The sequence below is a fragment of the Pseudomonas trutticola BRTCR10 genome (assembly GCF_056155105.1).
Genome location: NZ_CM149552.1, coordinates 1,423,742 through 1,436,524, shown reverse-complemented (window position 1 = coordinate 1,436,524; position 12,783 = coordinate 1,423,742). Strand labels below are relative to the sequence as shown.

The window sequence follows — 12,783 nt, the reverse complement described above, 5'->3', positions numbered from 1 at the left end:
CTACTCCCTGGAGACTTTCACGTCATTGGGTGAAAAGCCCGGATGGTTCATCGCGTTACTCTGAGTCACCTGAGTCACCCGTGTGGCATCGGCAAATTGCTTGTAAGCCACGACCAGCGCCGGCAGGCTTTCCTGGAACGATTTAGTGACCTGTCGCACACCGGATGACGCCACGGCCTTGAGGTGCGCAATCAGCGCTTCCTTCACATCATTGATTGCCTGGTGGTGCTTGGGGTCGGCCTTGTCCAGCATCGGATCGATTGCCACCCCGACAGCCTTTTGCAGCGCTTTCATCTCATCGGTCACCGGCACTTCCTGACGGGTCACCGGTTGGTCCGCCTGATGCGCCACCGAAGGTGTCGACGACAGTTTCACCGCCGGGGCCGCCACTGGCATCGACGCAACCCATTGCGCCACTTTGACCAGCATCGTGTCCTGCACCAGATCGGCCATCGCCTGCGCTGCTGCGTTGGTGTCCTTGCCCGTGGTGATCTTCGGCGCATCAGCCTTGCGGATGGCTTCGAGTTGTTGGGAGACGTCGGCAATCACGCCACGATAGCCCTCCTTCGCGAACGCCTTCAGCTCCTTGATATCACCGAGCAAGCCCTTGAATTCCGCCGCCACTTCCTTGGGCAACTCCTTGACCGCTTTGACCAGTTCGGTGATCTGCCGGTACTGCTCGATCAACGGTTTGAGCTGTTCCTTGATCACCTCGTAAACCCCGGTCAGGCTGTTGCGCAGATTGGCAATGCCGATCCGCGCAGCCTTGATCAGCGTCATCGCCTGCTCGAAGCGTGCCACCGCCGAACCCAGCAAGGTGTCGGCTTTGGCCAGCAAGACTTTCTGGGTGCTGACAGTTGCGGTCGGAAACGGCAACGGCTTATCGGGATAGAACTTAAGGGTAAAAGTGACCAGCCCGCCGTCCTGGCGGGTGTGGGTCATGTCGCATTCGCCGACCTTGACTTGCAGGCGTCCCAGCCATGGATGCACCAGTTCACCGCTACCCGCTTCCAGTGCCTTGAGCAGCTTGTCGCGCTGCTCCAGGCAATCGGCACCGATGATGAATGCCGTGATGTCGTGGGTCTTGGCCTGTTGGCCGAGGTCCTCGAAAAACGGCAGGTCACGTTGCGGATACTCATGCAACTGACCTTTGCGACCGACCGGGGTTTTCGCCTGATCGATCCAGAAGCCGACACCGCGAAAGGATGCCGGCAACAAACGGTCACGCCAGTTCATTGGAACCTCCTGCCGATAGCGAGCGATAGCCGATGCGCGACGACAGCGCCAGCCCTGGTTGATTGCTTTGCGGTTGATCGGTGCGCAGTCCGGCCGGCGCATTTTCGAAGCGCACGGTCAGGCCGCCCTCGAGTTGCGTCCGGTTGTTGGCGGCGCTTTGCTGGATCAGAGCGCTGGAAGATTGCGGCAAGGAGCCGCCCTGCAACGCCCCGGTGGACGGCGCTTGAGGGGTTGCGCCAAAAAACGCTGGGGCCAATTCACCTTTGCCTTCGGCATTGGTCTGGCGTTGCGCTTGGGTCAGGGTTTCGACCTTGCCGGTGACCTTGGCGATCAACCCGGCGAAACCACCGTCGAACAGTTCCTTGATCGGCGCGATAACCGTTTGCAGTTTCTGCCACAACTCGCCGAACCACTCGGTGATCGGCCCCCAGCTCTCGATGATCTGATCCAGGGGCTTCCATTCGAACAGGGTGTGCAGAAAATCCACGACCGGCGCGGACAACGCCAGCAGTACATCCCACAGCGCCGAAAACACTTCACCGATCGGCTGCCAGTACTGCGCAATCTGCTCCAGCGGCGACCACTCGAACAGGCTGGTGAAAAAGCCTTTGACCTGTTGCACTGACGTTTGCAGAGCCATCCAGATCGGTTCGAAAAATCCAACGACACCGCCCCAGGCGCTGGTGATCATTTCCATCGGGAAAAAATCGAACAACGTCCGCAAAGCCTCTCGGGTGCTTTGCACAGCCGATTGCAGTGCCGCCCACAACGGCTGGAAGTACGCAACGACACTGCCCCAAGCGCTGGTGATCATCTGCATCGGCGAGAAGTCGAACAACGAAACGAAGAACTCTTTAGTCGACTGCGCCACTTTTCGCAGCCCGGCGAACATCGGTTCGAAGTACGTGACAACACCGCCCCACGCACTGCTGATCATCTGCATCGGCGAGAAATCAAACAGGTTTCTGAGAAACGCCATCACCGGCACACTCAAGGCCTTGAGCAATTCCCAGATCGCCGAAAACAGTCCCGTCAGCGGTGCCCAGTTTTCCAGGATCATGCCGGCGGGCGTCCACGAGAACACCGATTTGAAAAAGTCGATCACCGGCGCAGTGACGGCTTTGACCTTGTCCCATATCCCGGAGAAAAATCCCGCGATCGGTGACCACAGCGCCGCCAGTGCATCCAGCGGGCGCCAATCGAGGATCGAGCGCAACGTCGCCATTGCACTCGCCCCCATGTTTTTCACGCCCTCCCACAGGCCCTTGAAGAAAGCGCTGATCGGCGTCCAGTTGGCATAAATCAAACCGGCCGCCACCGCGATGCCCATCGCGATCAGCATGATCGGATTGGTCTTGAGCACCATGCTCATCACGTCCATCACTTGGGTCATGCCGGTGACGGCGGTTTGCATGGCGGAGAAGGCAATTGCCCCCGCCGCCAGGCCTTCGACCAGTTTCGGGTTATCGGCGAGCAGGCTACCGACCTGGGTCAGCATCGGTTCCAGTCCGACCACGAGTGCGCCGACCGCCGGCACCAGTGCGGCATCGACGGCGGCCGAAACCTTTTCCATCGATGCACTGAACACGTTCATGTTCTGCGCGGCGACTTTCGGCGCGGCGGGCAGGTCAACGGTTTTCGCCGTCTCGCTGACTTCAGTCAACTTGCCCTGAAACGCCGCCGCCGATTTGATGCCGTCCACGAACGGCGTGATCACGCTGCCGCCCTTGAACAGACCGCTGATGTCCAGTTTGCCGAGGCCGGTCTGTTCGAGGTTTTTCTTGAAGCTCTCGACCTTTACTCGCAGGGCGCCGAGTTTGGGCGACAGTTCATCGATGCCCGTCAGCAGCACCGGGGTTTTCGCTTTGTTTTCTTCGTCTGCCATCACTGCACCTGCTGCATCGCATTGATCCGTTGCGCGTGCTCCAGCGATTCGCGGAGCACATCCAGTGGCCTGGCCATCATCTGTTCGGGGTCAACCTTCCAGAACCAGGCCAGGTCATAGGCGACGGCGATCAGGTCGGTGATGGCGCCGACGCCGCACTCATGAAAAAACTCGCAACGGCCCAGCTCAACGCGTTGAGGTCAGCCAGATCCAGCTGGTTGACCGACGACGGCGGAATGCCGGCGCACACGGCGATGTATTTGGCCGCGACATCCATGTCGAGGCTGACCTCTTCGCTCTTGTCGATCTTGTACGGCAGCGCCTTGATCGCTCGCACTTCCTGCACCGTCGGGCGGCGCAGGACGAGTTCGGTCAGGGGCTCGCCGTGAGCTTCGATCGCAACTTGAAGCTTCACGGCGCCGCTCATTGCCAGGTCCCCTTGATGCCTTCGAATTTCAGTTCGATGGTGGCGTCATCGCCCTTGGAAACCGGCTCTTCGACCAGGTAGGCACCGGCCAGCACGTAGACTTTGCCGTTGCTGAATTCGCAGGTGACGGTGATGTCGGTGCCTTCGATCAGCTTCTTCAGCGGGAAGTCGGCGGTGTGCAGCGCGGTCACTTTGAACGACGGCGCGATGTCGGTTTCCTTGTAGAAACCGGGTACGACGGTTTCGCGTTTGACCGCCATCAGCGGGGCTTCGCAGCCGCCATTGATAGTCAGTTGTGCGCCGTCGACCTTGACGTAGCAGGTGCCTGCAATCAGTTGACCCATGGTGTTACTCCCTTGAATAAAAAAGCCCACGCGAGGTGGGCTGAATGCTTGACGCTAAACGCGGTTATCAAGCCGCGTCGTCGTACTGCAGACGGAATTGGTTGAGCAGTGCGAACACGCGCAGACCGTTGATGTAATCCGGCGGGAACAGCACGTTCACGCGGCTCGGGTCCTGCACGTCGCGCTCGACGATCAGGTGCTCGGCGAACAGCTCGGCGTTTTCCACGTGGCCTTCCAGTTCCAGCTTGGCGTACTGCGCGATCAGCTCACCGCGAATGGTCGCCGGGGTGACGATCGGCTGGCCGGCGCCGAAACGGGTGCCGTCGGAAGCCAGTTTGTGCCGACCGTACTTGCTGGTGATCACGCTTTGCAGACGACGCACGATGAACGCCGACTGGTGCATGGTTTCGCTGTCCAGGTAGGAGTTGTCGGCCTGGCCGTACGCGTTTTTCTGGTAGGTGGTGATCGAACGCTGGATGCGCATGTAACCGCCTTCGTAGTACGCAGTGGCGATGCCGTAGTTGAGCAGCGACTGACGCTCGGTCAGGGTGAAGCGCTCGCTCGCCGGCGCAGGATCGACGCCCGGCAGGCTGCCGCTTTGGGTCGGACGGCTGGCGTCGGCGGAGATGAACACGGCGGTGCGCGCAGCCAGTGCTGCAGCTTGTACCCAGAACGGTTGCGGTACGCCCGGCTCCAGCGCCTGAATGGTCATGTGCTGGTCATTGCGCGCCTGGCCGGCTGCGACCAGCGTGCCAACGGTGCCACGCTTGGCGCTGTAGACGTGACCGAACAGTTGCTTGGCCCAGGACCAGCGACCGGTGCTGTCATCCATGACCGCTTGCCAGGTGTTGAGGGTCGACAGATCCGACCATGGCAATGCGATGAACTCGAAGGGTTCGTCACCCAGTGCCGCCACGGCAGCGATCTGATCCGGCACGCCGGCGCCGCCGGTCATGGCGGTGATTGCGGAGGTCAGGCCGGCCGGGGTTTCTTCGCCGTTGCTCTTGCCCAGGCGATTGAATTGCAGGCTGATGTCGTTGCCGCTATCGCCGGTCCATTTCGCGTTCAGGGTGACCACGCCTTCGGCAGCCGCAGCGCTCACCGGCAGATCGGCCGTGGCGTTGATTTTCTGCGCCAGTGCAGTGGCCGCTTGGGCCGCAGTAGCCCCGTTGACCACGGTGGCTTGCACACGCACGCCGCCAACATACAGGTTGAGTACGCCAGCCTGAGTGGCGGTGCCGGTCAGGGTCAGTACGCCTTTGGCGATGGCACCTTCAGTGTTGTGCAGCGGCAGGCACCAGATCTCGCCGATCGGGTCGGCCTTGCGGAAGGTTTCGTACATCGAGGCGAGCATCGAGCCCTGGCCACCGATGCTCTTGGCCAGCGCCACGCTGGAAACCAGCACCAGTTTGCCGACTTCAGTCGGGGCAATGTTGTCGTTGACCTGAGCGACGATCAAACGACGCAGAGACGAGCTCGCGCTATTGGCGGCCGAATTGTCCATTTCGGCATAGAACAGCGGAACACGAATGTCCGCGGGGATGTTGCTGAATCCGATCGCCATTATTTGGCTCCCTGTGGTTTAGCCGCTTTTGCGGTTTTGATAGTGATATCGCCGTCGGCCAGACGCCGGCGCCACCAGGCGCTGTCTAGCACTTCACGGCCTTCAAGAGGCAGCAGATCGCCCGCCTCCGGGTCTGGCACGGCACGGCCAGCGGCCGGCACTACGGTGATGCGATTGCTCATGGGGTTACGTCTCCAGAGAAAGTCATTTCCACGCGCCCATCGGGGCCCGGGCGTTTCAGGTTGGGATCGGCCGGGTCGATCGCATCGACCCGCACGGTGGCCCCGGTAAAGGACGACAAACCGTCCAGTTCACGTTCGTGCCAACTCTCCGCAGGCTGACCGGGCAGATTGCGGCCGAGCTGGAACTCGGCAAAAAAACGCAGCCGGTAAAAGACGCGGCTGCTGTTGATCGAGACCAGTTCGCCGCCGTCGTAGACGATGGCGCTGTAGTCCTTGCTCGGCTTGAACCCCACCAGCGCGCGCCAGATTTCAGCGCGCAGGTCATGCAACAGATCCAGCGCTTTTGTAGCGTCGGTTGCGTCAAGTGCGAGGACGATGTCGAAGCGGTCGCGGATCGGTTGGCTGGTGAGGTTTTGCGCGGTGCTGTTGCTGGCCAGATCGGCCAGCGGTGTGATGTGGGCCGACGGTGTCGGCAGATCAGGGTTGCCTTGCAGCAACGCCAGATCGACACCCACCGAAATGTGATTGGCAAAGCCAGGGCATTGCCCACGCAGCTGCGTGAGGATCGGGGTGATCTTCATGGTGGTGTTCCGGAATTAGGGGAGTGACCGCAGGACTCATGTAGGAGTGAGCCTGCTCGCGATGGCGGACTTACATTCAGAATCGATGCTGACTGACACACCGCAATCGCGAGCAGGCTCACTCCTACAGGGATATCTGTCGCTGTGAGGTCACGCAGAATCAGGCTTTGGCGTCCGCCTTGGGGTCGAGGCCGGTTGCCTCGATCAGGCAGCGATAGCTTTCCTCGCGCTTGCCGCTGGCGGTGACCTTTTCGATCGACCAGCGACCGCGCATGAAGTCTGGCCAGGTGTCATCGAGCACCAACAGGCCTTCGGCAGCCAGCAGCGGATCGCCCGGACAGGTGACCTTCAGCTTGTATTTCTCGCGCAGCATCTTGCGCACTTCGGCTTCGCCGATGGCTTTGGCTTCTTCTTCATTGGCCTGTTTCTGGCGAATGACTTTGTAGGGTGCCTTGCCGGTTTTCACCTCCACCTGCTTGCCGGCATTGGCGTCCCAACAGCAGGTCTTGCAACCCTGATTCTGGGTGCGGGCAGTCTCTTCCAGTGTGGCGCTGATGAAGGCGTGATCACCCGGTCGATTGTTGCTGGTTACCGACAGCCGGACGTCCGGTATCACTTGGCCCGATAGGTTTTTCAGCTGCGCCGGTTTCGCCAGCACGTAGAGGTCGTTGAACGGTTTGGCCACCGCGTCGTACTTCTTTGCCAGTCGCGTGATAAAGCCCATGTCGGTTTCGTTCGACTGATCGACATGGGTGATCCTGATCAGCGCCAGTTCGGGATCGACGCGCGGCGAAAAACCGTGCCGCGAGACCAGCTCGCGAAACAGTCCGCCAAGGGTTGTCGGGCCATGACTGGCCGTGCGCCGTTCCTTGAATCGGGTCTCATCCTTGCCACTGAAAGGCGCTGCGGTCGCCACCAGCGTCAGGCGTAACGGGAACAGCGTCGGGGTCAATCGAGTCACTTTGAACTGGCCCTTTTCGACCAGCCCGGACTCCAGATAACCCACCCGCAAGCCGATGGTCCCGCCCAGGGTCGGCAAGCCTTCGAGGCCTTCCAGGTCGATCACCAGTGTCAGCTGATCAGACTCCATCCCGGCAGCATCAATGTGCTCCCAACTGATCAGACGCTGGTTCAGCAAGGCCTGGTTGGCGCCGTAGATTTCGATCGCCGGGGTAAATCCCTGTGCCATGCAACCTCCTTAGTCCCAGGCCAAAACCGGTTTGATTGCGGCGGGTCGGCTGTCGAGTTCCGGCAGCGTCACCCAGATGCCCGCCGGCAAAACGGGGCCGTGTTCGGCCAGGGTCGCATTGAGTTTCCACAACGCGGCTTCGGCCTGATCGTCTGAGCGACCCGACTCGCGGTAGAGCAACAGATTGACCGAATCACCGGCCACGCTTCGGACCTTACGCATTGTTGAACTCCGCTAATTCGAGTACCCACTTGATCACCATCGCGGTGCCGTCATCGATGACCTCGCTCTGGTTTTCCTGAACGCTGGTGATCCGCCACAAACCCCAGTTGCGACCGATGCCGTCGATCAACGGCAGCGGTACTCTCAAGGCTTGCAGCGCCCGCAGTTCATCGAGCCGTTCCATGGCCACGGCGTACATCGAGGTGCCGCCGATGGTCAGGGTTTCGGGCTTCTGTCCGGTCTGATGGGATTTGGGTTTACTGGTGAGGATCGGCAATTCAGTCCAGCCACCGTCGGATTTGCGTGCCAGCGTGCTGTAGGCAAACTCGCGGGACAGGCCGAAGATGAAACTGCCAAGTGCCATTTGTTGTTTCATCAGGCGACTCCATCGGTAAGGGCTGCGTCGCGGCGGGTGGCGAGGGGGTTGGTGCTTATCAAAGGCGTAAAGTCAGAAGTGAAATGTGACTGCATGACCTGCGCGACCATGGCGGTCACTTTTTCAGCACTCACCAGATCGCCGCCACTGAAGTTAAAAGCGGGCGCGTAGGTGACATTCTGGCTCTGCTGATTTTGCGCCTGCACACTGCTCAGGCCGGCGCTGACTTCTGACGGTGGAGCAAGCCGATCAGGCGCGGGTGTCGCAAGCTTTTCACCCAGCGCTTCCCCTTCCTGACTGCCGTAAAAGCTGCCGATGACGCCGCCTAATGCACCACCGATCATCGTACCGATGCCGGGAAGGATGAAGGTACCGATCGTGGCACCGATGCTCGCGCCGGCATAGCCACCGGCCAAGCCGCCCGCTGCCATCCCTACGCCACCGGCGACTTTTTTCGTATCGCCCTCGGCCACGCCTTCGACGACTTTCATGCCGGCTTCGACCATCGTCAATGGCATGCTCAATGGGCCTGCCACCCGGCCAAATCGGGCGCCCTGACTGATCAGGCTGCGCCCTGGAGCGGAGACCAGAAATTCGGCCCGACTCAGGGCGGCGGTACCGAGGGATCCGGCACTGGCCGAGAGGCTGCCCAACCCGGATCTGATGCTGGCCATTACCGGGCCTGTCCACGTCGCGGCTTGGGACGCCAATGCGCCCAGCGGTTTGCCGCCCTTCATTCCGGCAGCCATCAGAATCAGCGCGCCAGCAAGTGCCGGGGCCTTTTCCGCCACCTCACTCAAGCCATCGGCTGCTCCTCCGATTTTTTCCACCAGGTAGTCAAAGACTGGCAGTACGGTATCGCCGGCGGATGAATAGAGCCGGTCCTTCTGGGCGCCGAAGATGTTCCAGCGTGTCTGCGAAGTATCCGCGAGTGTCAGGGCGGTCTGATCAACCGCCCCTGTGTACTGTTTTTTATCCGCCACCAGTGCAAAGGCGCGCTGCACGTCAGCGGTATTCTCGAGCATTTGCCGAACCGGTTGGGCGACCGAAAACAACGTTGTCGACAGCGCGGATTGCTCATTCGGGGATTGTTTCTTCAGCGCCTCCAGCAACTCCATGATCGCGCCGGGAGCATCGCCCTTCATTTTCTCGGCCAGGGCCTTGGGGTCGAGCTGCAGCTGAGCGAACGCCGCTTTCTGGCTTGCAGAAGCTTTATCCCCGAGAGCCAGGGTCGTCGTGATTTTTTCGAACGCTACGCCCGCATCGGCCTTGTTTACCCCGGCGTTAAGCAACGCCGCAGAAAATGCCGCGGCTTGCTCGGGCGCCATTCCGGCGCCTTTTGCCGATGTGCCGTAAGTGCCCAGAATCGAGCCGATATCAGCGGCAGAAGCGGCCAATCGACTGTCGAGTAAACTGGTCGCGTCGGCCAGATCCAGGGTTTGCGCGCGATTGAGGCTCATCGAGGTACGCCAGCCGATCAACAGGTCCGCGGCATCCAGTGGTTTCATCTCGAACGCGGTCGCCGTGACCGCCGTGTCTCTGGTGAAATCCATCAGGTCGTTTTGCCTGGCGGCTTGATCGATATTGCCTTTGGCATCCACCCGATCATTGCCGACCCCGGCCTTGGCGCCAGCGTAGCCAATGCTTGCCAGCTCAACCGTAGTTGTACCGCCGGCCGCCACTTTCGCCTCGGTGGCCATCTTCTCCAGCGCGACCTGCATCGTTTTGCGTTGGTCGCCTTCAAGCCCGACGACCAGATCGAGCCTCGCCATCGCGGCGTCGAGATTGATGGCCGGTTGCAAAGGCTGATATGGCGCCGTGGCGGCATTCTCACTCGGCGTTTTTTGCCCGGCGCCAAGGGCCATACCGCCCATTTGTGCTTGCCGGTCGTTCAGTGCCTGTTGCAGCGAGTGCTGTGACATCAGCACCGTGTGTATCGACCCCAGCACATCCCTGAGCTGAACCTGTTCGGCCGTCAACTGACGCAGCTCGGCGGTGGCATCTGCCAGTGCCAGGCTCAGCCCGGCAAACCCGCCATCCGCTTTCAACGTCAGCTCTGCAACTGCCGAATCGGCGCCTCGTGCGGACATCGCAGCAGACTTCAGGGTGGCCGTGGTGTCGGGTATCCGCCCCTCTCGATTGATCTTCGCGAACGTCAACGCATAGTTATCATCTGCCATGCCGCCCTACTCCTGTTTCACGCCAAGGCGAGTGATCGCTATGTCGTAGCGGCGCAACGCCTTTTCGGCGTCCCATTCCAGAATCTCCGCCTCACTTACCGGGTAAATGAGCGGGACGATATCGAGGATTACTTCGATGTCGCGTTCCGAAAGTAGGCCGCCGGCTGGTTTAAAAAATCGTCTATGCGCACCTGCAATTGCGTCCAGTCCGGGACGGTCAGTTGGGCCAGATCGGGGATCATCAGGCCGGCGCAATGAGCGGTGATGAACTCGGCGCGTTCCTTGGCCGTTTTCAGTTTCTTCATCACTTTGGTGGCGCGCAGCACCGGCATTTCCAGCGACAGCGACGTCACGGTGCGGCCGGTCACGGCGAGCGGTTGCAGCAGTTGCACCTGATCAGGATCGGTGGATTTTTCCGCATCCTCGACCTGATCGAGAAAGTACGAAGTCGGACGGGTCGACATCTCGTGCACGTACTGGGCGATGCTCACGTAGTCCGGGCGTTTGAGCTGGTCGAGTTCCTTGACCGACAGGCCGGTGGCAAGCAGCGCCAGTTCGAAGAACTGATCGTCTTCGTCATCACCGGCACGCTCCAGCGCTTCTTTCTGCGCGGCGTAGAACAGCGGCTTGAGCTGGATCTGTTCGATTTGCGAGCCGTCATCGCCAGTGATGGGCGACAACAAATCATGCTTGGGTGGCATCCACGACATGAATGAATTCCTTGGTGATTCTTTGGGGGAGTTGTTGCAGTCCCTTGTGGGAGCGGGCTGTTGTGGCGAGGGGATTTATCCCCGATGGGTCGCGAAGCGGCCCCAAGCTGGTTTTACAAAAACAGACTTTGGGCTGCTACGCAGCCATCGGGGATGAATCCCCTCACCACGGGGTCCGCTCCCACAGGTTTTGTGCCCGGTGTGCTTGCCGGATTACGGCATCAGCACCGCACGACGGGCATCACCGAGGATGTCGACGCCGTTGAGCACGAACTTCTGGGTGCGCACGTCGATGTCGATCACCGGCACGCCGTTTTCCAGGCGGTTGTAGGTGCGGCAGGACAGTTCGAGGTTGGTCTTCGGTTTCTCGCCCATCTTCACCGCGGTTTCCTCAAGGGATTTCAGCTTGCCGCCGACGGTGTGGTAGGTGAACCAGGTGTTGCCATCCTGATCCTGGCCGGCTTCACGCACGTTCAGCAGGATGTCGTCACCCAGTTTTACGCCCAGCGCCAGCATCACTTCCGTGCCCATGCCTTGCAGGGTCAGCTTGGCGTTAAGGGCTTTGCCGCCCTTGGTCATTTCTTCGACGATGAAGCGACCGCCGCGCATCTCTTCCATGTCGAATTCGATTTTCGGTGGGGTAAATTCCTCCACGGTCGCCGACAGCGGCAAGCCTTGCAGGGTGGCCGCGATGGCCTGGCGATTGCGGTTGGTAAACATTAGAGAACGTCCTCCAGGAACTGCTCGATGATTTCATCGCGGGCGTTGAGTTGATAAATCATGTGTTCGTTCGGCGCGTAGCGACCGTAGTCGATGACCACGTACCAGGTGCCGTTCTTGTACTTCTCGACGCTGTTGAGTTCCGGGTGCAGATAGACGCTGCCGCCAGGAATGGTTTCGTCGGCGACCAGGGTCTGCAGCCAGTCGTTGATGCGCTTGACCTCTTGATCCATGAACGACTTGGTCAAGTTCTTGGCCATGGCTTTCTGGCCGGCCTTGACCAGCTTGCGGCTGATCGCATCTTCGAGACCGACGTAGCTGATGAACTTGCCGGTGATCGAGCGGTTACCCAGTAGAGAGAAGCCGCCGAGCACGGTGCGGGCGTAGTAGCTGACGCCGTAGCGGTTGAGCAGATCGCCTTCGGTGGAGGTGTCGAGGATGTTGTATTCGACAACTCGCGAGACGTCCTCGGCGTAGGTCACCTGGTTGCCCGGGCTCTCCCACTGCTTGACCTTGGCCAGCGCGGCAATCGCCAGGCTGGACGGTGCGAGGAAGACGTTTTTCTTCGCCGCTTTCGAATACACGGCCGGCATGTTGTGCACTACCAGGCAACGGTCGAAACCGAGATCGGCGCCGCCGAGTTCCTGGCTGTACAGCACTTGGTCAGCGACGGAGGCGTCCTTGCCGTCCAGCACCACACGAGCCTTGATGCGCTTGCCGAACGAGGCAAACTCGCTGGCCACCGCTTTGGTGCCGGTGAAGCCCGGCGCGCCGATGATCGTCAGGTCTTCCGGGACACTGCCCAGCGCGGCCAGACCGAGCTTGCGGCCGGTCGCCGGCTCAACACCGCCGATCACTGCGTTGACCGTGTCGGCCGGGGTCGCGCCCGCTTCGACGATCACCACATACACCGGCACCTTGACCACTTTGAGGATCTGGTAAACCGCGTGGTACAGCGTGCCCTCTTCCGAACCGGTCGGATCGAGCAGCGCGTGAGTGGTGAAGCTGTTGATGCGGAACGGGGCGTTACGCGGAATCAGCGGATCGGCCTTCGGCGCGGTGCCGACCAGACCGATGACGTTGTCACCCAGGCCACCCATGGCCTCGGGGGATTCAGTGGCATTGACGGTAATGCCGTTGTGCTCGAAGTTCAGAACCTCAGCCATG

General features: G+C 60.6%; 14 protein-coding genes. All 14 read right to left on the bottom strand.

Features of this window, described 5'->3' with window-relative positions; genetic code table 11:
- The 14 genes from ACVVH8_RS06210 to ACVVH8_RS06145 all read right to left on the bottom strand — a co-directional run bounded on the left by ACVVH8_RS06210 (position 1) and on the right by ACVVH8_RS06145 (position 12,782).
- A complete protein-coding gene (locus tag ACVVH8_RS06210) occupies positions 1 to 1,236 on the bottom strand; it encodes a DNA circularization protein (RefSeq protein ID WP_213027724.1) in 1,236 nt (411 codons plus the stop codon).
- On the bottom strand, positions 1,223 to 3,121 hold the full coding sequence (locus ACVVH8_RS06205) for a phage tail protein (protein ID WP_475229057.1): 1,899 nt from the start codon (positions 3,119 to 3,121) through the stop codon (positions 1,223 to 1,225). Before ACVVH8_RS06205 ends, ACVVH8_RS06210 begins: the two co-directional genes overlap by 14 nt.
- A 130-nt stretch (positions 3,122 to 3,251) precedes the next feature.
- Positions 3,252 to 3,548 (bottom strand): phage tail assembly protein, encoded by a 297-nt coding sequence (locus tag ACVVH8_RS06200; RefSeq protein ID WP_007908778.1) that lies wholly within the window; start codon positions 3,546 to 3,548, stop codon positions 3,252 to 3,254.
- On the bottom strand, positions 3,545 to 3,892 hold the full coding sequence (locus tag ACVVH8_RS06195; protein ID WP_007908779.1) for a phage tail tube protein: 348 nt from the start codon (positions 3,890 to 3,892) through the stop codon (positions 3,545 to 3,547). The genes ACVVH8_RS06200 and ACVVH8_RS06195 overlap by 4 nt, the downstream gene beginning before the upstream one ends.
- A gap of 67 nt (positions 3,893 to 3,959) precedes the next feature.
- On the bottom strand, positions 3,960 to 5,456 hold the full coding sequence (locus ACVVH8_RS06190) for a phage tail sheath subtilisin-like domain-containing protein (RefSeq protein WP_475229055.1): 1,497 nt from the start codon (positions 5,454 to 5,456) through the stop codon (positions 3,960 to 3,962).
- Positions 5,456 to 5,638 carry a DUF2635 domain-containing protein gene (locus ACVVH8_RS06185; protein ID WP_475229053.1) on the bottom strand — a complete coding sequence of 61 codons (183 nt, stop codon included), beginning with the start codon at positions 5,636 to 5,638 and terminating at the stop codon, positions 5,456 to 5,458. The genes ACVVH8_RS06190 and ACVVH8_RS06185 overlap by 1 nt, the downstream gene beginning before the upstream one ends.
- Complete coding sequence (locus tag ACVVH8_RS06180) at positions 5,635 to 6,219, bottom strand: phage tail terminator protein (RefSeq protein WP_475229051.1); 585 nt, start codon at positions 6,217 to 6,219, stop codon at positions 5,635 to 5,637. The genes ACVVH8_RS06185 and ACVVH8_RS06180 overlap by 4 nt, the downstream gene beginning before the upstream one ends.
- 160 nt (positions 6,220 to 6,379) lie before the next feature.
- Positions 6,380 to 7,408 carry a phage late control D family protein gene (locus ACVVH8_RS06175; protein WP_475229049.1) on the bottom strand — a complete coding sequence of 343 codons (1,029 nt, stop codon included), beginning with the start codon at positions 7,406 to 7,408 and terminating at the stop codon, positions 6,380 to 6,382.
- Between the two features lie 9 nt (positions 7,409 to 7,417).
- Positions 7,418 to 7,630 carry a tail protein X gene (locus tag ACVVH8_RS06170; RefSeq protein ID WP_103302997.1) on the bottom strand — a complete coding sequence of 71 codons (213 nt, stop codon included), beginning with the start codon at positions 7,628 to 7,630 and terminating at the stop codon, positions 7,418 to 7,420.
- Positions 7,623 to 8,006 carry a phage tail protein gene (locus ACVVH8_RS06165; RefSeq protein ID WP_475229046.1) on the bottom strand — a complete coding sequence of 128 codons (384 nt, stop codon included), beginning with the start codon at positions 8,004 to 8,006 and terminating at the stop codon, positions 7,623 to 7,625. Before ACVVH8_RS06165 ends, ACVVH8_RS06170 begins: the two co-directional genes overlap by 8 nt.
- Positions 8,006 to 9,985 (bottom strand): phage tail tape measure protein, encoded by a 1,980-nt coding sequence (locus ACVVH8_RS06160; RefSeq protein WP_475229044.1) that lies wholly within the window; start codon positions 9,983 to 9,985, stop codon positions 8,006 to 8,008. The genes ACVVH8_RS06165 and ACVVH8_RS06160 overlap by 1 nt, the downstream gene beginning before the upstream one ends.
- A gap of 329 nt (positions 9,986 to 10,314) precedes the next feature.
- Positions 10,315 to 10,896 (bottom strand): phage tail assembly protein, encoded by a 582-nt coding sequence (locus ACVVH8_RS06155; RefSeq protein ID WP_103303001.1) that lies wholly within the window; start codon positions 10,894 to 10,896, stop codon positions 10,315 to 10,317.
- 213 nt (positions 10,897 to 11,109) lie between these two features.
- The gene (locus tag ACVVH8_RS06150) at positions 11,110 to 11,616 is read right to left on the bottom strand and encodes a phage major tail tube protein (protein WP_103303002.1); all 507 of its coding nucleotides are present in this window, start codon (positions 11,614 to 11,616) and stop codon (positions 11,110 to 11,112) included.
- Complete coding sequence (locus ACVVH8_RS06145) at positions 11,616 to 12,782, bottom strand: phage tail sheath protein (RefSeq protein WP_103303003.1); 1,167 nt, start codon at positions 12,780 to 12,782, stop codon at positions 11,616 to 11,618. Before ACVVH8_RS06145 ends, ACVVH8_RS06150 begins: the two co-directional genes overlap by 1 nt.
- Between the last annotated feature and the right edge of the window lies 1 nt (position 12,783).

Coding starts and splice junctions, on each gene's coding strand:
- ACVVH8_RS06210 (WP_213027724.1), bottom strand. CDS start 1,236: ATGAACTGGCGTGACCGTTTGTTGCCGGCATCCTTTCGCGGTGTCGGC.
- ACVVH8_RS06205 (WP_475229057.1), bottom strand. CDS start 3,121: ATGGCAGACGAAGAAAACAAAGCGAAAACCCCGGTGCTGCTGACGGGC.
- ACVVH8_RS06200 (WP_007908778.1), bottom strand. CDS start 3,548: ATGAGCGGCGCCGTGAAGCTTCAAGTTGCGATCGAAGCTCACGGCGAG.
- ACVVH8_RS06195 (WP_007908779.1), bottom strand. CDS start 3,892: ATGGGTCAACTGATTGCAGGCACCTGCTACGTCAAGGTCGACGGCGCA.
- ACVVH8_RS06190 (WP_475229055.1), bottom strand. CDS start 5,456: ATGGCGATCGGATTCAGCAACATCCCCGCGGACATTCGTGTTCCGCTG.
- ACVVH8_RS06185 (WP_475229053.1), bottom strand. CDS start 5,638: ATGAGCAATCGCATCACCGTAGTGCCGGCCGCTGGCCGTGCCGTGCCA.
- ACVVH8_RS06180 (WP_475229051.1), bottom strand. CDS start 6,219: ATGAAGATCACCCCGATCCTCACGCAGCTGCGTGGGCAATGCCCTGGC.
- ACVVH8_RS06175 (WP_475229049.1), bottom strand. CDS start 7,408: ATGGCACAGGGATTTACCCCGGCGATCGAAATCTACGGCGCCAACCAG.
- ACVVH8_RS06170 (WP_103302997.1), bottom strand. CDS start 7,630: ATGCGTAAGGTCCGAAGCGTGGCCGGTGATTCGGTCAATCTGTTGCTC.
- ACVVH8_RS06165 (WP_475229046.1), bottom strand. CDS start 8,006: ATGAAACAACAAATGGCACTTGGCAGTTTCATCTTCGGCCTGTCCCGC.
- ACVVH8_RS06155 (WP_103303001.1), bottom strand. CDS start 10,896: ATGTCGTGGATGCCACCCAAGCATGATTTGTTGTCGCCCATCACTGGC.
- ACVVH8_RS06150 (WP_103303002.1), bottom strand. CDS start 11,616: ATGTTTACCAACCGCAATCGCCAGGCCATCGCGGCCACCCTGCAAGGC.
- ACVVH8_RS06145 (WP_103303003.1), bottom strand. CDS start 12,782: ATGGCTGAGGTTCTGAACTTCGAGCACAACGGCATTACCGTCAATGCC.